At 64.7% G+C, this 19,651-nt stretch carries 13 protein-coding genes; 6 read left to right on the forward strand and 7 right to left on the reverse strand.

What is annotated here, in order from left to right; translation table 11 throughout:
* The first annotated feature begins 4 nt into the window (after positions 1–4).
* Complete coding sequence (locus tag NCG91_RS00310; RefSeq protein ID WP_251348111.1) at positions 5–3,310, forward strand: hypothetical protein; 3,306 nt, start codon at positions 5–7, stop codon at positions 3,308–3,310.
* A gap of 8 nt (positions 3,311–3,318) precedes the next feature.
* The gene (locus NCG91_RS00315) at positions 3,319–4,413 is read left to right on the forward strand and encodes an OmpA family protein (RefSeq protein ID WP_251348112.1); all 1,095 of its coding nucleotides are present in this window, start codon (positions 3,319–3,321) and stop codon (positions 4,411–4,413) included.
* A gap of 116 nt (positions 4,414–4,529) precedes the next feature.
* Here NCG91_RS00315 and NCG91_RS00320 read toward each other — a convergent pair whose 3' ends face one another.
* Both NCG91_RS00320 and NCG91_RS00325 read right to left on the reverse strand, forming a co-directional pair.
* A complete protein-coding gene (locus tag NCG91_RS00320; protein WP_251348113.1) occupies positions 4,530–4,922 on the reverse strand; it encodes a hypothetical protein in 393 nt (130 codons plus the stop codon).
* Complete coding sequence (locus NCG91_RS00325) at positions 4,894–7,587, reverse strand: M1 family metallopeptidase (RefSeq protein WP_251348114.1); 2,694 nt, start codon at positions 7,585–7,587, stop codon at positions 4,894–4,896. Before NCG91_RS00325 ends, NCG91_RS00320 begins: the two co-directional genes overlap by 29 nt.
* 252 nt (positions 7,588–7,839) lie before the next feature.
* On the opposite strand from NCG91_RS00325, the gene NCG91_RS00330 reads away from it, so the two are divergent.
* Positions 7,840–8,463 carry a glutathione S-transferase family protein gene (locus tag NCG91_RS00330; RefSeq protein WP_099667313.1) on the forward strand — a complete coding sequence of 208 codons (624 nt, stop codon included), beginning with the start codon at positions 7,840–7,842 and terminating at the stop codon, positions 8,461–8,463.
* A gap of 83 nt (positions 8,464–8,546) precedes the next feature.
* Here the strand turns inward: NCG91_RS00330 and NCG91_RS00335 are convergent, their stop codons facing one another.
* The 4 genes from NCG91_RS00335 to NCG91_RS00350 all read right to left on the reverse strand — a co-directional run bounded on the left by NCG91_RS00335 (position 8,547) and on the right by NCG91_RS00350 (position 12,692).
* Positions 8,547–10,652, reverse strand: a complete 2,106-nt coding sequence (locus NCG91_RS00335; RefSeq protein ID WP_251348115.1) for a prolyl oligopeptidase family serine peptidase — start codon at positions 10,650–10,652, stop codon at positions 8,547–8,549.
* A 179-nt stretch (positions 10,653–10,831) separates the two neighbouring features.
* Positions 10,832–11,491: a hypothetical protein gene (locus tag NCG91_RS00340; RefSeq protein ID WP_251348116.1), complete on the reverse strand. Its 660-nt coding sequence runs from the start codon at positions 11,489–11,491 to the stop codon at positions 10,832–10,834.
* A 12-nt stretch (positions 11,492–11,503) separates the two neighbouring features.
* A complete protein-coding gene (locus tag NCG91_RS00345) occupies positions 11,504–12,133 on the reverse strand; it encodes a DUF4304 domain-containing protein (RefSeq protein WP_251348117.1) in 630 nt (209 codons plus the stop codon).
* A 130-nt stretch (positions 12,134–12,263) separates the two neighbouring features.
* The gene (locus tag NCG91_RS00350; RefSeq protein ID WP_251349198.1) at positions 12,264–12,692 is read right to left on the reverse strand and encodes a RidA family protein; all 429 of its coding nucleotides are present in this window, start codon (positions 12,690–12,692) and stop codon (positions 12,264–12,266) included.
* A gap of 128 nt (positions 12,693–12,820) precedes the next feature.
* Between NCG91_RS00350 and NCG91_RS00355 the strand changes: the two genes are divergently transcribed.
* Positions 12,821–13,753, forward strand: coding sequence for a LysR family transcriptional regulator (locus NCG91_RS00355; RefSeq protein ID WP_251348118.1), 933 nt, complete (start codon positions 12,821–12,823; stop codon positions 13,751–13,753).
* On the opposite strand, the gene NCG91_RS00360 is transcribed toward NCG91_RS00355, so the two are convergent.
* Positions 13,737–15,434 carry a CehA/McbA family metallohydrolase gene (locus NCG91_RS00360; RefSeq protein WP_251348119.1) on the reverse strand — a complete coding sequence of 566 codons (1,698 nt, stop codon included), beginning with the start codon at positions 15,432–15,434 and terminating at the stop codon, positions 13,737–13,739. The genes NCG91_RS00355 and NCG91_RS00360 overlap by 17 nt on opposite strands.
* A 324-nt stretch (positions 15,435–15,758) precedes the next feature.
* On the opposite strand from NCG91_RS00360, the gene NCG91_RS00365 reads away from it, so the two are divergent.
* Positions 15,759–17,069, forward strand: a complete 1,311-nt coding sequence (locus NCG91_RS00365; RefSeq protein WP_251348120.1) for an MFS transporter — start codon at positions 15,759–15,761, stop codon at positions 17,067–17,069.
* A gap of 10 nt (positions 17,070–17,079) precedes the next feature.
* Positions 17,080–19,644: a nitrite reductase large subunit NirB gene (gene nirB, locus NCG91_RS00370; RefSeq protein ID WP_251348121.1), complete on the forward strand. Its 2,565-nt coding sequence runs from the start codon at positions 17,080–17,082 to the stop codon at positions 19,642–19,644.
* The last annotated feature ends 7 nt before the right edge of the window (positions 19,645–19,651 follow it).

A 19,651-nucleotide genomic window follows, 5' to 3' on the forward strand; every position in this document is an offset into this window, starting at 1 on the left:
AGCCATGAAGAGAACTCTCCCCGCGCCCCGGCGCATGGCCGCCGCGCTGGCCCTGCTGGCCTTGCCGGCGGCCAGTCTGGCGCAATTGCCCTTGCCGGACCATGCGGCAAGCTCTGCTGTGGCGGCGCCATCCTTCCTTGCCGGCAAGGTGGGCGCCACCGATTACGCCATCAACCGGGGCGTGGCGCGCATCGCCGTCGAGACGGACGGGAACGGCGTGCCGGCCGATGGCCAGAGTCCCGTCAAGGTGACGGTGAGCCTGTTTGACGAGCAGGGCCAACCCCTGACGGGCAAGGCCTTGCTGACCATCGAGGCCAGCGGCGGGCGCATCCTGCTGCCCGGCGCCCGCACCGATGAACTGGGTCCGGAACGGCGCGACGCCGACAAGGTCACGCCCGGCACGCAGCTGGCGGTGGAAAACGGCGTGGCGACGTTCAGCCTGCTGGCCCCCGCCACGCCGCAGGACGTGCTGTTGCGCGTCTCGGCCGGCAAGGTGGCGGCGCAGGGCACGATCAGTTTCTTGCCGGAATTGCGCGACATGCTGGCCGTGGGCTTGATCGACGGCATCATCAGCAAGCGCAGCCTGTCGAGCAGCGACATTGCGCCGTCGCGCTTCAATGACGGTTTCGAGCGCGACATCCAGCGCTGGAGCCGGGCGTTCAACAATGGCAAGGCCAACGTGGCCGGCCGCGCGGCGATGTTTTTGAAGGGAACCATCCGAGGCGACGCCTTGCTGACGGCCGCCTACGATTCGGACAAGGACACGCGCGCGCGCCTCTTGCGCGATGTCAATCCGGAAGAGTTTTATCCCGTGTACGGTGACAGTTCCGTGCGCAATTTCGACGCCCGCTCCAGCGACCGTTTATATGTGCGCATCGACCGGCAAAAAAGCTATGTGCTGTATGGCGACTTTGCCACGGGAGACGGCTTCAGCCAGATGACGGGCGGCGGCGCCGTGGCAAACTTGCAGCAGAGAAAACTGGGCCAGTACAACCGCACGGCCACGGGCGGCCGCGGCCACTATGAACAGGATGGCATCGTCGCGAATGCGTTTGCCATCAACGATAGCCTGAAGCAGGTGGTCGAGGAATACCGGGCGAACGGCACGTCGGGGCCGTTCGCCGTGCGCAACAACAACGCCATCGAAAACTCGGAAAAGATCGAGATCGTCGTGCGCGACAAGAATCAGAACGGCAATATCGTGCAGGCGACGCAGCTGCGCCGCTTCGAGGATTACAGCTTCGAGCCGTTCAGCGGGCGCATCCTGTTCAAGCAGGCGATCCCCGCGCTGACACCGAATGGCGACCCGCAATCGATACGCATCAGCTACGAGGTGGACCAGGGCGGCGAGAAATTCTGGACCGTGGGCGTGGATGGGCAAGTGCAGCTGGGCAAGATGGTCTCGCTCGGCGGCTCGGCCGTGGAAGACAGGAATCCCTTGTCGCCGTACAAATTGCATAGTGTCAACGCGGGTGTGCGCCTCGGCGAGCACAGCCTGCTGGTGGTCGAGGTGGCGCGCACCACGTCCACCAGCTACAGCGCGGGCGGCAGCATCTACACGACGCCGTCGGGCCAGGCGGGCGAGTTGCGCGATGAAGTCAGCGGCAATGCGGCGCGGGTCGAGTTGCAGCACAAGGATGAGAAGCTGGAAGCGAAAGCGTTCTGGAGCCGTTCCGACCAGGATTTCAATAACACGGCGGCCGGCATCACGGGCGGGCGGGGCGAAGCGGGGCTGAAAGCGGGCTACAAGCTCAGTCCCGCCGTCACCGTGTATGGCGAGGCCATCCGCAGCGACGAGCGCAGCACCGATGCGCGCCGCGATGCGCAGCGCCTGGGCGTGGCGTGGAATGCCAGCGAGCGCTGGCTGCTCGATGTGTCCGTGCAGCACATGAAGGAGAGCGGCGGCATGCCGTCGACGGCTGGCATCGCGCCGAACACGTCGCCGCTGGGCACGGGCTTGAATCCCACGGGCGGCTTTTTCGGCAACGGCACGGCGAACACGGCCATCGACCCCGTCACGGGCGGCAGCATCACCACGTTTGCGCCGATCAATCCCGGCGTGGGCGCGGGCGCGACGGTGCCGCTGGACGCCACCACCGTGCGCCTGGGCGCGCAATACAAGGCCACGGACCGCTGGACACTGAATGGCGACGTGGAAAAAAGCATCGCCGACGCGGACCAGCACCGCTACGGCCTGGGCGCGCAATACCAGCTGGCCGAACGCAGCCGGCTGTATGCGCGCTATGAAAACCAGACGGGGCTGGCGTCCGCGTATTCGCTCAATCCGGCCGACCGCAGCACCAGCTTTGTCGCCGGCGCCGATACGGGCTACATGCCGGGCGGCACCGTGTTCGGCGAGTACCGCATGCGCGACGCCATGGATTACAGCCTCAGCAACCAGCGCGACTTGCAGCTGGCGTCCGGCTTGCGCAACACGTGGAACCTGGGCGAAGGGCTGGCGGCGAACACGAATGTGGAATACCTGAAAGTCATGAACGGCCAGCAACAGCAAGCCGTGGCCGTGGCGGCAGGCTTCGACTATGCCGTCAATCCCCTGTGGCGCGGCTCCGTCAAGCTCGAGTACCGGCGCCTGTTCGACAGCGACATCGCGCCGGGCAACCAGCGCCAGGATCAATGGCTCAATACCATCGCCTGGGCGCGCAAGCTGAGCCGCGACTGGACTTTGCTTGCACGCAATTATCTGCTGTACACGCGCAACAACGACGACGCCAGCGGCGCGCCCGTGGGCAACGTGCTGCAGGACCGGGCGCAGCTGGGCTTTGCGTGGCGTCCCGTGGACGACAACCGTTTCAACGGCCTGGCCCGCTATGAGTACAAGACGGTGCGCGACCAGTCGCAGATCGATGGCGACAATTACCGCGCGCATATTGTTTCCACGCACCTCGATTACCACCCCAGCCGTCCCTGGTGGTTCACGGGCAGGGTTGCCGCCAAGCATAATAACGACAGGAACCTGCCCGCCGGGCAAGAGAAATACACGGCGTGGCTGTTTTCCGGGCGCACCGTGTACGACATCAGCAAGAACTGGGACATCGGCGTGCTGGCGGCCGTGATGGGCAGCCCGCAGGGAGGCAGCCGCCAGTGGGCCAACGGCGTCGAAGTGGGCTATCTGCTGGCGCAAAACCTGTGGCTGTCGGCCGGCCACAACTGGTCGGGCTTTTCCGACCGCGACCTGACGGGCGCCGACTACACGGCCCGCGGCCCCTATTTGCGCCTGCGCTTCAAGTTCGATGAAAACTTGTTCAAAGGCAAAGACGCCACCATCAACCGTACCCTGGCCCGGCCATGAAAGCTACCATGACTTCCTCACTGATACCGACGATGACACCGATGATGACCACGACGATGAAACTGCTGCCGCTGGCCGGCCTGCTGGCCATGGGCCTGGCCCAGGCGGCTACGCCGACCCTGCCAGCGCCGCCGCTGGCCATGCCCCAGCTGCGCATCAGCGACCAGGCCGTCTCTGCCGACCAGCAGGCGTACCGGCTGCTGCAGGAGCGCATCAAGAAGCTCAACGACGGCGGCGTGCGCGTGGGCGACTATTACCTGTCCAAGGCGCAATGCTGGCTCGACGTATCGTTCCACGAATACACGCGCAACGACCGCTCGGCCTTTCCCCTGCAGGCGCTGCAGGAATCGGCGAAGATTGTTGCCGCGCTGGAAGACGGCAGCACGCCCAATCCCGGCGATGCGACGCCGCTGGTGAACGACGCCACGCGCTTGCGCGACGACCTGTGGGCCAGCTTCGGCAAGTTGCGCGCCTCGCCCGGCTTTGCCTGCGCCGCGCAAAAGGTGGCGTGCGGCGAAGTGGAGCTGGTACATGCGGGCAATGAATACAAGCAGCAGGGCTGGCGCCACGCGAACCCGTACGTGCAACTGGCCGAGGATGCCCAGTCCGCCGCCCAGTCCGCCGCGGCATCCTGTCCCGCCGAGCAGCCGAAGCGGGTAACGCCGCCGGACATCCTGCCGCCGCGCATCGGGCATGAACGCATCACCCTGGACATGGACGCCCTGTTCCGCTTCGACAAGGCGGGCGCGGCCGACGTGCTGCCGCAGGGCGTCGAGAAAATCCGCGACCTGGCGGCGCGCCTGAAGCAGGGCTATGTGCAGATCGATACGCTGTCCGTGACGGGGCACACGGACCGCCTGGGCTCGGACAGCTATAACCAGGCCTTGTCCGAGCGGCGCGCCTTGACGGTGAAACAGTTGTTGCGCGAACAGGGCATCGCCAATGTCATCAGCGCGTATGGCAAGGGCAAGGCGGAACCCGTCGCCGCTTGCGAGAAGGTGGCGCCGGGCGCGGCCCTGATCGCCTGTCTGCAGCCGAACCGCCGTGTGGAGATCGAGTTGACGGGTATCAAGAGTTCCGCAAAGGAGGGCGGCGCACCTTAGCGCTACGTCATAAGGCGGTCATATGCCGCTGTTATGATGCTTTTGTTGGCACACAGCATGCGGTGCGCAAATCACTACGTTCCGGGAGCGATAGGATGCAGGCATGACTCAACAGCTTAGCCGGTGAGCTCAACCATCGGCACCAGACAGGCCGGCGCAGCGTGAAATTGCTGCGATGGCAAGGCATGCAGGGTGAAAGCGGGAAAATGAAGGGGCTTTAATGAAGTCCTAAGCCTGACTAAGTGAAGGGCTGGCATAGTGGATACATGGCGCACGGAAACCCCGGGCGCAAGGTTGCCGGACACCTCAATGACCGGCACGATTTCCACTTTTTCATGTGTTTTCCGTTTTATCCCTGCGCTCTGAAACAGCGTTTCAACCGGCTGCCGCGACTTGCGAAGCCGGTTTTTTTTGCCCGGATTTTTGTGCTGGGCCGGAAAATGCCCGGCGCCGCCATACTGCGGCGCCGGGCGCGGGCGCTTAGCCCGTTTGCTTGGCCAGCCATGCATCGACGGCCGGCAGGCGCTCGGTACGCACCTTGATGCGGTACTTGATGCCGGCCACGGAACTGTCGGCGTCGCCGCGCGCGCTGGCCGGCAGGTTGGCCTGCGCATACGCTTCCAGCTTGGCGATCATTTCCGGCTGCGCCGAGCCGGCGGCCAGGCGCGGGAAGTAGCGGCTGCGCGAACTGGCGTCGATGCGCGCATTGACTTGCTCCAGGTGGGCCAGCGCGAAGTCGAACGCCAGTTCCGGATGCCTGCGCGACACGCGCGAAATCATGGCCGGGCTGTTGGTCACGCCAGGTTCATCCGTCAGCGCCAGCGCCAGAGCGCGCTGCGCCAGGGCCGCGTCGTCGGTCGAGGCCAGCAAGTCGTACAGCTGGTTCTTGACCAGCGGCGTCTTTTCCTGCTGCGCCCTGGCGTGCAGTTGCTCCCAGGTGGCGGCGTCCGCATGCTGGGCCACGACGCCCAGGATGGTGCGGCGCAGCGGCGCGGGCATGGCGGACGGATCCTGTTCGCTGGCCGCGTAGCGGCGGCGCGCTTCCGCGATCACGCCGGGCTCGCCCATGTCGCCGAGGATGGCAATCAGGCGTCCGCGCAGGGTCGCCACGCTCGATGCTTCGCCCGCGTGCGCTTCCCAGCCCGTCTGCGCCATCATCGGCGCCAGGCGCGCCATGGCAAAGCGGGCGAAAGCCTGCTGGCGCGCCGTGTCGCCCGCATACTGTTCATACAGGCCGTTCAGCGAGCCGGCCACGCGGCCCAGCACTTGCGGGTCGGCCGACAGGGGCGTGGCCTTCACCAGTTCCAGGAAAGCGGCCGGGTCTTGCAAGCCCGCCATGCCCAGCGACTGGCTGTCCGCCAGCAAGCCCAGCTGGTCGATCGGCGCCAGGCGCGCGAAGCTGCCCGCCAGCGCGTGCGTGCCGGCCGGCGCATACAGGGTGCGGTAGTAGCCGCTCTGGCCCGCGTTCACCAGCAGGGCGCCGCAACCGGGCACGTTCAGGGTGGCCTTGCCATTCTTGACCAGCACGCGGGCCAGCTTGCCGTTGCCGACCGTCGACGCGATGACGGGCACTTTCCACGACAGCGGTTTCTTGTCCGGCTGGTCCTTGGAAAATTCCGTCTGCGTCAGGGTCACGCGCGTATTGCCCTTCCTGCACACGGCGTCGCCCACGGTGATCATGGGCACGCCCGGCTGCAGGGTGAAATCATGGGCGATGGCGCTGACAGGCTTGCCCGCGGCCGCGTCGACTTCGCGCCACAGGTCGTCGGATACCGTATTGCCATACGCATGCTTGCGCATGTAGCTGCGCACGGCCGTGCGCCACGTGTCGGCGCCCACGTACGCTTCGAGCATGCTGATCACGGCCTTGCCCTTCTGGTAGGTGATGCCGTCGAAGGCCTGGCTGGCCTGTTCCACGGTGGCGATGCGCTGCACCACCGGATGCGTGGTGCGCAGCGCATCCTGGCTCATGGCCGATTCGCGCCCGCCCACCTTGGACAGGGTCGTGTTCCATTCCGGGTGCAAACGCTCCGTGGTGCGGCTTTCCATCCACGAGGCAAAGCCTTCGTTGAGCCACAGGTCGTCCCACCAGCGCATGGTGACCAGGTCGCCGAACCACTGGTGCGCCATTTCATGCGACAGGGTGGTGTAGATGTTTTCCTTGTCCGACTGGGTCGAGATGGCCGGGTCGAGCAGCAAGCCGTATTCGAAGGTGAACACGGCGCCCCAGTTTTCCATGGCGCCGAAGAACTGGCTGCGGCCCGGCGCGGCGATGTTGTCGAGCTTGGGCAGCGGGTAGCGCACGCCGAAATAATCGTTGTATTCGCGCAGCAGGGCGGCCGACTCGTCGAGCGCGAAGCGGCTTTGCGCCAGCGCGCCCTTCTTCGTGATGACGCCCAGTTCCGTGCCGTCGGCCATCTTTGTCGCCCGCTCGAAGTCGCCCAGGCCGAAGAACAGCAAATACGTCGACATGCGCGGCGTGGTGGCGAAATACACGTGTTTCATGCCATTGCCCAGTTCTTCGCTGCTGGCGATCGGCATGTTGCCGACGGCCATCTGGCTGCTCGGGACGACCACGTCCAGCGCGAAGGTGGCCTTGTAGTCCGGTTCATCCCACGACGGCAGCATGCTGCGCGCGTCCGAATTTTCGAACTGCGTGTACAGCGCGCGCTGGCGTCCTTGCGGCGTGTCGTAGTCGAGCGAGAACAGTCCCGTGGCCTGCGTGCCGATCTTGCCGGTGTAGTCGATGCGCAACAGGTACTCGCCCTTGGCCAGCGGCTCGGCGAAATGCACGGTGGCCGTCTGCTTGTCCGCGTCGATATCGATCTTGCGCGTCACCTGCTTGCTGCCGCCCGCGCCTTCGATGGCGGCGGCGGCAAACGCCAGGTTCAGGGTATTGAAAGTGATGCTGGCCGTCGGCGTGTCGACGGCCACCTTGATGGCGGCTGCGCCCTTGAAGGTGGAGGCGGCGGCGTCCGGCGTGATCGACAGGATGTAGTGCAAGGGCGTGACCCCGCGCGGCAGCTGCGTGGTGGTGCCAGGGGAGTGGCTGGCCGAGGCGTACTTGGCGGCGGGTGCGGCGTGGCCAGCGCTAAAGGCCGTGACGGCGGCCAGGGCCAGGACGGCGGCGGCCAGTTGGCTGCGGCGGAAACGCGGAGTCGGTGTGCGATGCATGGTATGCCCTTCGTTCATGGGTAAAACGCCCGCCGGCCGGGTAGGCTGCGAGCGTTGATGGCGGTTGGGGGACATCGCTGGAACTGGAAGCCAGCGTTCCCGTACAGCAATCTAAGTGGAAACGGGGGCAAAGTCAACGCGCCGGGAGCGCCGCACCATGGCGGTGCGCTGGTATGATGGGCGCCTGACCGCCTTGCCACAGGCCGGTGCCGCACCTGATTGTCAACCACCCTAACGAGACGAGACTTGCACATGAAACTGTATATCAGCCCCCGCACGCCGAATCCACGCCGCGTCACCATGTTCATCGCCGAAAAAGGCATCACCGGCATCGAGGAAGTGGCGCTCGACCTGATGGCGGGCCAGCACCGCGATCCCGCCTTCCTGGCGAAAAACCCGCTGGGCCGCGTGCCCGTGCTGGAATTGGCGGACGGACGCGTGCTGACCGAGACGCGCGCCATCTGCACCTACCTGGAAGGCTTGCAGCCGCAGCCGAACCTGATGGGCGAAGGTTTCGAAGAGCGCGCGTTCATCGAAATGGCCGACCGCCGCGTGGAACTGCATTTGTTCAGCGCCGCCGCCAACTGGGTGCGCCACGGCCATCCGGCCCTGGTGGCGCTGGAAAACCCGCAGTTTCCCGATTTCGCCACGGCGCAGGCGGGCAAGCTGCGCGAGACGGCGCAGTGGCTGGACCAGGTGCTGGCGCAGCAGCCGTACATCGCCGGCGAGCGCTTCACCATTGCCGACATCACGGCCTTCTGCGCGCTGGAGTTTGCGCGCGGCCTGATGAAGTACCGCCCCGGCGCGGAAGGCTTGCAGCACCTGCAGGCCTACCGCGACCGCATCGCCGAGCGCCCCAGCGCGCAGGCGAAGTAGGCCCATGAAAAAAACGCCTGCGCCGGAATCCGGTGCAGGCGTTCTGTCTTGCGGGGGCCGTCAGGCCGGGTTTATCGACTTCCTTACTTCAGCTGCTCCAGCAGGAAGGTGTAGGTCAGTGCCCACATCAGCGCCTGCTGGTCGTTATTGGCGGCGCCCGCATGGCCGCCTTCCGTGTTTTCCCAGTACAGCACGTCGTGGCCTTGCTCTTCCATCTTCGCCACCATCTTGCGCGCATGGCCGGGATGGACCCGGTCGTCGCGCGTCGAGGTGGTAAACAGCACGCGCGGATATTTCTTGTCCTTGAAGACGTTCTGGTACGGCGAGTACTTGCTGATGTACGCCCATTGTTCCGGCACGTCTGGGTCGCCGTACTCTCCCATCCACGAGGCGCCCGCCAGCATCTTGTTATAGCGGCGCATGTCGAGCAGCGGTACCTGGCTGACGACGGCGTTGAACAGGTCGGGACGCTGCACCAGCACGGCGCCCGTCAGCAGGCCGCCATTGCTGCCGCCCATGATGCCCAGGTGGCGCGGACTGGTGACCTTGCGCTGGATCAAATCCTGCGCCACCGAGATGAAATCGTCATACGCGCGCTGGCGGTTTTCCTTCAGCGCCGCCTGGTGCCAGCGGGGGCCGAATTCGCCGCCGCCGCGGATATTGGCCAGCACGTACACGCCGCCTTTTTCCAGCCACGCGACGCCCGTGGTGCCGCTGTAGCTCGGTTTCAGCGACACTTCGAAGCCGCCGTAGCCATACAGCACGGTGGGGTTGCTGCCGTCGAATTTCGTCTTCTTGCCCATGATGGCGAAATACGGCACCTTGGTGCCATCCTTCGACGTCGATTCGAACTGCTCCACCTTGTACGGCGCCGCGTCGTAGTAGGCGGGCAGCGACTTGATCTTTGTCCGCTTGTCGCTTTGCGCCGTGGCCAGGTACAGGGTGGTCGGGTTGAGGAAGTCGGTCACCGTCAGGAAGTACTGGTCCGAGTCGACGGGATCGAGCGCGCTGACGGCCAGGGTGCCCAGCTTGGGCGCATCGACGGCGCGGCGCTGCCACTTGCCGTTCACGTGGCGCAGTTCCGTCAGGCGGTTCTTGACCTTGTCCAGGGTGGTGACGAGGATGGCCGATTTCGTCGCCGTGACATTGTCCAGCGACGACGTGGCCGTGGGCGCGTACAGCACTTCCAGCACCTGCTTGCCCTGCATGAAGGATTTGAAGTCGGTCGCCAGCAATGAGCCTTGCGCATAGGTCTTGCCGTTGACTTTCCAGTCCGAGCGCAGGGTGATGACCAGCTGGTCGCGCACCGTGAAGGCCGTCGCATCGTCCGGTTTCGGCACCTTCTTCAAGTCGGTGCCGTCGCGCAGGAACATTTCGCCACTGTAGAAATCGATTTGCCGCTCGATGAACTGGTGTTCGTGGCCGGGCGTGAAATCCTTGTAGGCGCCAGCGCTCAGGTCGTCGGCTTTGGCTTCATACAGCGTTTGCGCCTGCGCCAGCGGCGTGCCGCGCTGCCACTGCTTGATGATGCGCGGGTAGCCGGAGCTGGTCATCGAGCCGGGGCCGAAATCCGTGGAGACGAACAGGGTGTCCTGGTCGATCCAGCTGGCGCTGCCCTTCGCTTCGGGCAGGGTGAAGCCGCCCTCGACGAAGGCGCGCTTGGCCACGTCGTATTCGCGTACCACCTTGGCGTCGCCGCCGCCGCGCGACAGGGAAATGAGGCAGCGTTCGCCCTTCGGATACAGGCAGGAAGCGCCGCCCCAGACCCAGTTTTCACTCTCGCCGGCGGCCAGCTGGTCGAGGTCGATCACGGTTTCCCATGCGGGTTCGGCCTGCTGGTACTGCGCCAGCGTGGTGCGGCGCCAGATGCCGCGCACGTGCTGGGCGTCGCGCCAGAAGTTGTAGTAATACTCGCCTTCCTTGCTGACGTAGGGAATGCGTTCCTTGGAATTGAGGATGGTTTTCAGGCGCGCCTGCAGGGCCGAAAAGCCGGGCTGGGCTTCCAGTTCCTTGGTGGTGACGGCATTGTGCTGCTTGACCCAGGCCAGCGGCTTGTCGCCGAGGACTTCTTCGAGCCACAGGTGGGGATCGGTGTTGGCGGCGGCGGGCGCGGGGGCTTGTGCATGGGCGATGCCCGCTGCGGCCAGGCCGAGCAGCATGCTGCTGGCGAGAATGCGATATGACGACATGTAGGGTTCCTGGTTGGTCCGATGGAGGCCGCGTTGCAGGCAAAACGGCGCAGCCATGGTGCCATGGATTGCTGTGAGGAACCAGTGTCTATGGGCGACTACTTAAAAAATAGCATGCTTTTCCAATATTGTTTGCTGGAATGGACGCCGGCCGCAGAATCTGCGGCGTGTCGCGCCTTTCAGCATACGCCAGGCCCGATCAGCGAGGTCAAGGTGAGCCGCGTCGGTTCGACATCGCCGCCGTCGCAGTGATAGATCCACAGTGCATCGTTGTCGCGGCTGTCGATGAACAGGATGCGCGTGTTTTCCTCGCCGATGGCCAGGCAAGCCGCCAGCTCGGCAAGGCTGAACGGTGCTGCCTGCTTCGACCCCGTTCCCGCCGCTTGCGCCAGGGCCTGCGCAAAGCCGGCCAGCTGCCTGACTGCCAGGTAGCTGGTTCCATCCACATCGACGTCTTGGCACAGCGCGTCCAGGCTGCACAGCGTGAAGGGCTCTTCGTCCTTGAAAATCGCCACGCCGGGTAGTGACGTTGCGCTGCGAAGGTGCGCGAGATAGGTCCGGGGCACGGTCACTTTTTCCCTGGCCAGCAATTTTTCCAGCTGCTTGCCGTTTTTCTTCGCGACTTTGGCGGCCCTGGGCGCAGCCGTCTCGCAAGCCTGGGCTATCCAGGCGACCGGATTGAACTGGAACATCCTTGCACATGCGGGGCAGTGCAGGAACATGAACGTCATTTTCTTGCCGATAGCCGTGTTTAAAAACGCAGCATCCGGGGCATCCATGGCGCTGCTGTCGAAGCGGCGCCCGCAGTCGCCGTCGTAGGGACAAGTAATTTCGGTCATGGCGTAGCGTGTTTAGGCATTGAAGTATTTCTCCATCCGTAAAGCGATTGCTTCTTTTTCTTCGGGAAAAGAGGCGCCGGGATTTTTCTTCCAATAGGCAAGGCCCTCGTTCAGTGCCCACAGGGCTTTTTCCTGCTGGCCCGCCATCAGATAAAAATCGCAGGCCCTGGCATGCGCGTCTTGCGCTTCGACCAGGCTCAGGGCGGCATTTTCCCAATTGGAAAGGCGCTCAAGCCAGGGCAGGGCCAATGTGTGCAGATTGTGCCGCAGGCAGTGCATGACTGTCGCACTCCGGGCCGGATCGACGAGCTGGTGATGCGCTTCGCCGTTCACGCTCGCGCATTGCCAGTTCGGAATATTCCAGTCAGCCACGGCGCCAACGATGGGATTGGCAGGTTCATGACCGTAGCGCGCCTTGTGCCATGAGGTGTAGGATCTGGATGAAACCTGATAGTGGCTCCAGAATGCCACGCAGACATGCTCTTCGTTATGGCGGTTGGCCTGGAAATGGATGGTCTGGACGAATTCGTTCCGCGCGCGCTTGAAGGTCAGCTGGCCTGGCGAGAACTTGAAGCCCGCTGCGGTCAGCGGTTCCAGCAAGAACGCTTCAATATTGGCGATGATCAGCGCTTTTGGCTTCATTCCGTTTCCTGGCATTCGTCGGTTGCGCCGCCTTGCTGTCAACATGCTGTCCAAACGGCGCTGCCATGTTGCCATAGATCAGCGCCAGCGCACCTTGCGGCGGGCAATCGTGCGAGGGGAAAACCTGCCGCTATTTTTCCTGCGCGCTTCCGGGGGCAGTGTGGTGGCCAGGCAGCCTGGCCACTACCTTGATCTCGAACTGGAAACCATACAGCCACGTCACGCCAACGGCCGTGACGGTGGGGTGGGGGGCTTCGCCCCAGTAACCGGCTTGCACGATATCCCAGATGCGCTGGAAGTTGGCCTGCGGGTCGACGATAAAGATGGTTACGTCCTGCACGTCGTCGAACGAGCAGCCGGCCGCTTGCAAGATGGCATTCAGGTTGTCGAAGGCGCGCCGGACCTGGGCTTCGAGCCCGGGTTCGGGCGAACCGTCTTCGCGGCTGCCGACCTGTCCCGACACGAACAGCAGGCCGTTGGCGCGCACGGCGGGCGAATAGCGGTTCTGCTCATACAGGGCTTGGCGGCCCGGAGGGAATACGACGTCGCGTTTCATCAGCTTTCCTTTGTTGATGCAGCGAAGTTGCTGCCTGGAGAACACTTTATCTGCTGCCAGCTTGCTGATAAAGCGGCCAGAATCGCCTGCACTGTTTGTATAATCCAAACAATCGGGTGGCGGAGGTGTGGATGGACAAGTTGGATACGATGCGGGCATTCGTGCGGGTGGTCGAGACGGGCAGTTTTACGCGGGCGGCCGCGACCTTGCATATGAGCCGCACGACGGTGACGCAGCTGGTGCAGCAGCTCGAGGCGCGGCTGCGCCTGAAGTTGCTGAACCGCACCACGCGCAAAGTCAATGTGACGGCCGATGGCGCCGTCTACTACGAGCGTATCGTGCAGGTGCTCGACACCCTGGAAGAAATCGAAACGAGCTTGCCGCATGCCGCTGCCTTGCCGCGTGGCCAGTTGCGCGTGGACGTGCCCAGTCCGCTCGCCGCTTTGCTGCTGGTGCCGGCGCTGCCCGGGTTTCATGCGCGGTATCCCGATATTGTGCTCGACATGGGCGCCAGCGACCGCATGGTCGACGTGATCGGCGACAATGTCGATTGCGTGATACGTGGCGGTGACATCACCGACCAGTCGCTGATGGCGCGCAAGCTGGCCGACTTGCCGCTGGGCGTGTATGCGGCGCCTGCCTACCTGCAACGGGTGGGCACGCCCTTGCATCCGCTGGACTTGCAGGACAGCGCGCACCGCATCGTGCGCTTTCGCTGGGGACGCAGCGGCAACGGCTTTCCGTACGTGATGCACCGCGAGGGCAAGAGCGTGAAGATCCACGGCCAGTACGTGCTGTCGATCGATGATGGCAACGCCTACCTGGCGGCCGGGGTGGCGGGGCTGGGCGTGCTGTGGCTGCCCGATTATATGGCGCGGCCGCACGTGGCCAGGGGCGAGCTGCTGCCGCTGTTCCCCGCATGGACGGTCGACGCCATGCCGCTCCATCTCGCCTATCCGCCGAACCGCCATGTCAGCAAGAAACTGCGCGTCTTCATCGACTGGGTCGCCGAACTGATGGCCCGGCATTCCGCCCCCGCTGTCACCGTCACGGCAACTGATTGACCCACACGGGCGCCGACCAGACGATATTGCCGTCGTCCTGCGTCAGCCGCGCGTAATAGAAATGGGGGCCGGGCGCGGGCGTGAGGGTGAGCTCGGCCTGCTCCGATACCTGTGTGACGGAGCCATTGCTTCCCGGCACGCCGTGGAAGATGGCAACGGCGGCCGCTTGCCGCCCCGCGCTGTTGCTGAAGCTGATGGCCAGGTGCAAGGGGCCGTGGTTGTCGAAGCGCTCGCCCATCAGCTTGCCGTTGGCCGTGAACAGCAGTTGCGCGTGCTTGTCCATGGTGGCAAACACGCGGCGCGCGCGCAGCGCGTCGAGGAAGCGGTCGCGTGACACGGGCATGCCGGCGGCCGGGCTGGCCACCAGCACGGCCGTGCGGTTGCCGTAAGCCGCGCCCCAGTTGGCGCAGTGGTTGTCCTGATTGCTGCTGAAGGCCACGTGGTAGCCGGCCGCCAGGGCCCGGTTGCAGGCCGCCTCGTAGTTGCTGCGCCGCGTTTCCGTTTCCTCGTCGTTGGTGGAAAAAGCGGACGTGTTCATGACTTCGCACAACACCATGGCCGCGTCGCCATCCGGCGTGTAGCCCAGCGGCTGCCCATCGACGAGAAACTGTCCCGCATAGGCTGGGTGGTTGAATTGCCCGATCCAGCCCCGTTCGCGCATCAGCGCGTACAGGCCAGCGTAATCGCTTTTCGGCGTTTCCACGTCGGCCAGCAGCTCGCCCAGGGCATTCCTTTCCCAGCCCAGCAACTGGTCGCTATTGAAGATGTTCAGGTGGCCGCCCTTGTTGATGACGCCCCATTCCATGCCGTACAGGGCCAGGAAGCCGGGATGGGCGGCGGTATACGCGGCCGCTTCGGCCAGCCCCGTCTGGTACAGGGCTGTCGCTTCGGCCGGGATGGCAGCGGCGTTGGTGCCATCGGAACCGTCATACATATGGTTGTGCTCGGATGTCAGCAGGGCGTCGAGCCCATGTTGCTGCGCATACTTGTAGGCATCGATGGGACCGAAGGGCGCCGTCTGCGGTTCCTGCGCGCCATGGCAGGCATCGAGCGCCGCGCCGCCGTCGCTGTGGCGCGTCTGGCTGTGCAGGTTGGCGTAGACGATGCGGTACGCAAGCTGGCCATCCAGGCTGGGCAGTTGCTGCAAGCCCGCCTGGAAGGCGGGCACCCTGGGCGGCGCGCCGGCCCCTCGCTGCACCTGGATGTGCCATTGCTGTTCCACCTGCGCTTCCTGCGGCGTGCCCGCATCGGCCACGGCCAGCAGGCGCAGTTCATATAAACCGTCCGGGACCGGCACGCGCCGTGCGCGCGCATCGGCGTCGGCGCGGCCATCCCAGGGTAAGGCGACGCTCTGGCCGCCGGCCCCTACCTGTTCCGTGCCCGACCAGTGCCGCAGCACGGCGCCTTGCGGCCCCGGGCCGGACAAGGTCAAGGTCCAGCGCACCGCATGCGCGCGCCCCGCGTCGGGATAGGCGAGGCGGACCAGAAAGGTGCGCGCCTGCGTTGTCCGTGCACCGAGCGCGGCGCGGAAGGGTGCGACGACAGTGGCGTCGAGTTCGCTGTGCTCCTTCGGCTCTTGCGCGGCGACACTGTTGCTCCACGTTATGAGCAACACGCCGGCACACACGCAGGCGAGCCATGGCGGCCAGGGTGGCCGCCAGCGGCGCAGTGTCTTGAGCATCGTGGCCTCCCGCAACTGCTTCAGATGGTAAGTTAGACAAGAGTTGCCACGTGCCGGTTCCCGCATGCACCAGCAAGTGGCGTGCTTGCACCGTGATTGGCCATGATCTGGCGCAAAGCCAGTGCAAATGGCGTCGCGTACCCCTGCAAAAGCTGGCACGGCGCTTGCTACACAAGAGATACGGATCAACGGCGATCCCCTGAATAAACGCACAACGGTCCAACGACGGACCACATGGACAACGGCGTCCGCCCAGGCTGATTTTTCTCATCGGCGGGGGCGGGCGCCGTTTTGTTTTATCAACGGGATACTTCGGGAACCATCATGGCCAGCCAAAAAGCAACGCGCATCGCGCTCTTCTCCCTCGCCACGCCGCCCATGCGCGCATTCCACCTGACGTGGATGGCATTTTTCGTGTGTTTCTTCGCCTGGTTCGCCTGCGCACCCCTGATGCCTGTCATCAAGGGCGAGTTCGGCCTTTCCTTGGCGCAAGTGGCAAATATCAATATTGCGGCCGTCGCCATCACCATCCTCGTGCGCCTGATCGTGGGGCCCTTGTGCGACCGCTACGGCCCGCGCAAGACCTACACGGGTTTGCTGCTGCTGGGCGCCATCCCCGTGCTGGGCGTGGCCGCGTCGCAAAGCTATGAAAGCTTCCTGTTCTTCCGCCTGGGCATCGGCGCCGTCGGCGCCAGCTTTGTCATTACGCAATATCACACCTCCGTGATGTTTGCGCCCCGCGTGGTGGGCACGGCGAATGCGGCCGCCGCCGGCTGGGGCAATGCGGGCGGCGGCGCGGCGCAGGCGCTGATGCCCTTGCTGCTGGGCGCCGTGCTGATGCTGGGCGTGTCCGAATCGCTGGGCTGGCGCATCGCGCTGCTGGTGCCGGGCGTGCTGATGCTGGTGATGGCTGCCCTCTACTGGCGCTATACGCAGGATTGCCCGGAAGGTAATTACGCGGACTTGCGCGCCGCTGGCGTGGCTATCGAGGGTGGAAAGGCCGGACATGCTCCGGCCGGTGGCTGGGACAGCTTCAAGGCCGCCAGCAGCAATTATCGCGTGTGGCTGCTGTTCGTCACCTACGGCGCCTGCTTCGGCATCGAGATTTTCATCCACAACATCGCCGCCGTGTATTACGTCGACCATTTCGGCCTGTCCTTGAAATCGGCGGGACTGGCCGCCGGCAGCTTCGGCTTGCTGGCCCTGTTTGCCCGGGCTTTGGGCGGTTGGATGTCGGATAAATTGGCCCTGCGCGGCAATTTGAACAGCCGCGTGACCCTGCTGTTCATGCTGATGATAGGCGAAGGCGTGGGCTTGCTGTGGTTTGCCAAGGTCGACAGCGTCACGTATGCCGTCATCGCCATGCTGGTCTTCGGCCTGTTCACCCACATGGCGTGCGGCGCGACCTATGCGCTGGTGCCCTTCATCGACAGCCGCGCGCTGGGCGGCGTGGCCGGCATCATCGGCGCGGGCGGCAACGTGGGCGCCGTGGCGGCCGGTTTCCTGATGAAGGGCACGGGCGATATCCGCCAGACCTTGATCATCCTCAGCGCGCTGGTGGTGATCTCGGCCCTGTGCGCCATCGCCGTGCGTTTTACGCGCGAAGCGGCCGAACCGAACATGGCCGCGGCCTGAGGAGACAGCAATGAACCACCCCTTGAACATCGTCGTCCTTGGCCATGGCATGGTCGGGCATAAATTCCTCGAACGCCTGGCCCTGGAAAACGCGCCGCACCTGCACGTCACCGTGCTGTGCGAAGAGCCGCGCCCCGCCTACGACAGGGTGCATCTGTCCGAATTTTTCAGCGGCAAATCGGCCGACGACCTCTCCTTGGTGGCGCCCGGTTTCTTCGACAAGGGCAACGTCGTGCTGAAGCTCAATGCGCGTGCCGTGTCCATCGACCGCGCCGCGAAAACCGTCACGGCCAGCACGGGCGAAGTCTTGATCTACGACAAACTCGTGTTTGCCACCGGCTCGACGCCGTTCGTGCCGCCGCTGCCGGGCAAGGAGCGCGACGGCTGCTTCGTCTACCGCACCATCGAAGACCTGGAAGCCATGCTGGCCTGGGGCGCCAAGTCCCGCACGGGCGTGGTGATCGGCGGCGGGCTGTTGGGCCTCGAATGCGCGAAAGCCTTGCGCGATCTGAAGCTGGACACCCACGTGGTGGAATTCGCGCCGCGCCTGATGGCCGTGCAGGTGGACGAGGGCGGCGCGCGCGTCCTGCGCCGCAAGATCGAGGAACTGGGCGTGACCGTGCACACGCAAAAGAACACCCTGGCCATCCTTGACGGCGAAGCGGCCACGCACCGCATGCAGTTCGCCGACGGCAGCCACCTGGAAGCGGACATGATCGTCTTCTCGGCCGGCATCCGCCCCCGCGACGAGCTGGCGCGCGCCTGCGGCCTGGAGGTGGGGCCACGGGGAGGCATCGCCATCGACGACAGCTGCGTCACCTCCGACCCGGATATTTACGCCATCGGCGAATGCGCGCTGTGGGGCGGCCTGGTCTTCGGCCTGGTGGCGCCCGGCTATGAAATGGCGCGCATCGCGGCGCGCCATGTGCTGCAGGAGGAAGAAGGAGAAGCGGGCGAAGCATCGTTCAAGGGCGCCGACATGAGCACCAAGCTCAAATTGATGGGCGTGGACGTGGCCAGCCTGGGCGACCCGCACGGCAATGCGCCGGGCAGCCGCTCCTACCAGTTCATGGACGAGCGCAAGCAGATCTACAAGAAGATCGTCGTCTCCGATTGCGGCAAATACCTGCTGGGCGGCGTGATGGTGGGCGACGCCAGCGAATACGGCACCTTGCTGCAGATGATGCTCAATAAAATCGAGCTGCCGGCATCGCCCGAATTCCTGATCCTGCCGCAGGCGGACGGCCAGCAAAAGGTGGGCCTGGGCGTGGACGCCTTGCCCGAATCGGCGCAAATCTGCTCGTGCAACGACGTGTCGAAGGGCGTGCTGTGCGCGGCCGTCGCCGGGGGCGCCACGACCATCGGGGCACTAAAATCCTGCACGAAAGCCGGCACCGCGTGCGGCGGCTGCGTGCCGCTCGTGACGCAGATCATGAAGGCGGAAATGCAGAAGCAGGGCCTGGCCGTCAACAACCACGTGTGCGAACACTTTGCGTACTCGCGCCAGGAATTGCACCACCTGGTGCGCGTGGGCAAGATCCGCAGCTTCGGCGCGCTCCTGGGTGCGCATGGCCAGGGTTTGGGGTGCGACGTGTGCAAGCCCGTGGCGGCGAATATCCTCGCCTCTTGCTGGAACGATTTCGTGCTCTCTCCCGTGCACGCCAGCTTGCAGGACAGTAACGATTATTTCCTTGGCAATATCCAGAAGGATGGCACCTATTCCGTCGTGCCGCGCATGCCGGGCGGCGAAGTGACGGCCGACGGCTTGATCGCCGTGGGCATGGTGGCGAAAAAATACGGTCTCTACACGAAAATCACGGGCGGCCAGCGGGTCGACCTGTTCGGCGCGCGCGTCGACCAGTTGCCAGCCATCTGGGAAGAACTGATCGCGGCCGGCTTCGAGTCGGGCCACGCCTACGGCAAATCCTTGCGCACGGTCAAATCGTGCGTCGGCTCCACCTGGTGCCGCTACGGCGTGGCCGACAGCGTGGGCTTTGCCATCCAGCTGGAAAACCGCTACAAGGGCTTGCGCACGCCGCACAAGATCAAGTTCGGCGTTTCCGGCTGCACGCGCGAATGCGCCGAGGCGCAAGGCAAGGATATCGGCCTGATCGCCACGGAAAAGGGCTGGAATCTGTACGTGTGCGGCAATGGCGGCATGAAACCGCGCCATGCGGAACTGCTGGCGTCCGATCTCGACGAAGCCACCCTGGTGCGCTACGTCGACCGCTTCCTGATGTTTTACGTGCGCACGGCCGACCGCCTGCAGCGCACCAGCGTGTGGCGCGACAACCTGGAAGGAGGTCTCGATTACCTGAAGTCCGTCGTCGTGGCCGACCGCCTGGGCATCGCCCACGAACTGGAGGCGGACATGCAGCACGTGGTCGACACCTATGCGTGCGAATGGAAAGCGGCCGTCACGGACCCCGCCGTGCGCCAGCGCTTCCGCCATTTCGTCAACAGCGAAAAGAACGATGAAAACGTGGTGTTCGTCGAAGAGCGGGGCCAGATCCGGCCCGCCACGCTTGACGAACGCCGCGGCACCGTGATCCCCATCCTTGCCGTGGAGGCTTGAGCCATGA

It is taken from the genome of Janthinobacterium kumbetense (assembly GCF_023703445.1).
GTDB classification, from domain to species: domain Bacteria; phylum Pseudomonadota; class Gammaproteobacteria; order Burkholderiales; family Burkholderiaceae_D; genus Janthinobacterium; species Janthinobacterium kumbetense.

Bases quoted from the DNA above. Each gene is read 5' to 3' on its own strand.
- NCG91_RS00345 (WP_251348117.1), bottom strand. From the start codon at position 12,133: ATGAAGCCAAAAGCGCTGATCATCGCCAATATTGAAGCGTTCTTGCTG.
- NCG91_RS00365 (WP_251348120.1), top strand. From the start codon at position 15,759: ATGGCCAGCCAAAAAGCAACGCGCATCGCGCTCTTCTCCCTCGCCACG.
- NCG91_RS00335 (WP_251348115.1), bottom strand. From the start codon at position 10,652: ATGTCGTCATATCGCATTCTCGCCAGCAGCATGCTGCTCGGCCTGGCC.
- NCG91_RS00310 (WP_251348111.1), top strand. From the start codon at position 5: ATGAAGAGAACTCTCCCCGCGCCCCGGCGCATGGCCGCCGCGCTGGCC.
- NCG91_RS00360 (WP_251348119.1), bottom strand. From the start codon at position 15,434: ATGCTCAAGACACTGCGCCGCTGGCGGCCACCCTGGCCGCCATGGCTC.
- NCG91_RS00320 (WP_251348113.1), bottom strand. From the start codon at position 4,922: ATGCATGGCTGGCCAAGCAAACGGGCTAAGCGCCCGCGCCCGGCGCCG.
- NCG91_RS00355 (WP_251348118.1), top strand. From the start codon at position 12,821: ATGGACAAGTTGGATACGATGCGGGCATTCGTGCGGGTGGTCGAGACG.
- NCG91_RS00340 (WP_251348116.1), bottom strand. From the start codon at position 11,491: ATGACCGAAATTACTTGTCCCTACGACGGCGACTGCGGGCGCCGCTTC.
- NCG91_RS00315 (WP_251348112.1), top strand. From the start codon at position 3,319: ATGACTTCCTCACTGATACCGACGATGACACCGATGATGACCACGACG.
- NCG91_RS00330 (WP_099667313.1), top strand. From the start codon at position 7,840: ATGAAACTGTATATCAGCCCCCGCACGCCGAATCCACGCCGCGTCACC.
- nirB (WP_251348121.1), top strand. From the start codon at position 17,080: ATGAACCACCCCTTGAACATCGTCGTCCTTGGCCATGGCATGGTCGGG.
- NCG91_RS00325 (WP_251348114.1), bottom strand. From the start codon at position 7,587: ATGCATCGCACACCGACTCCGCGTTTCCGCCGCAGCCAACTGGCCGCC.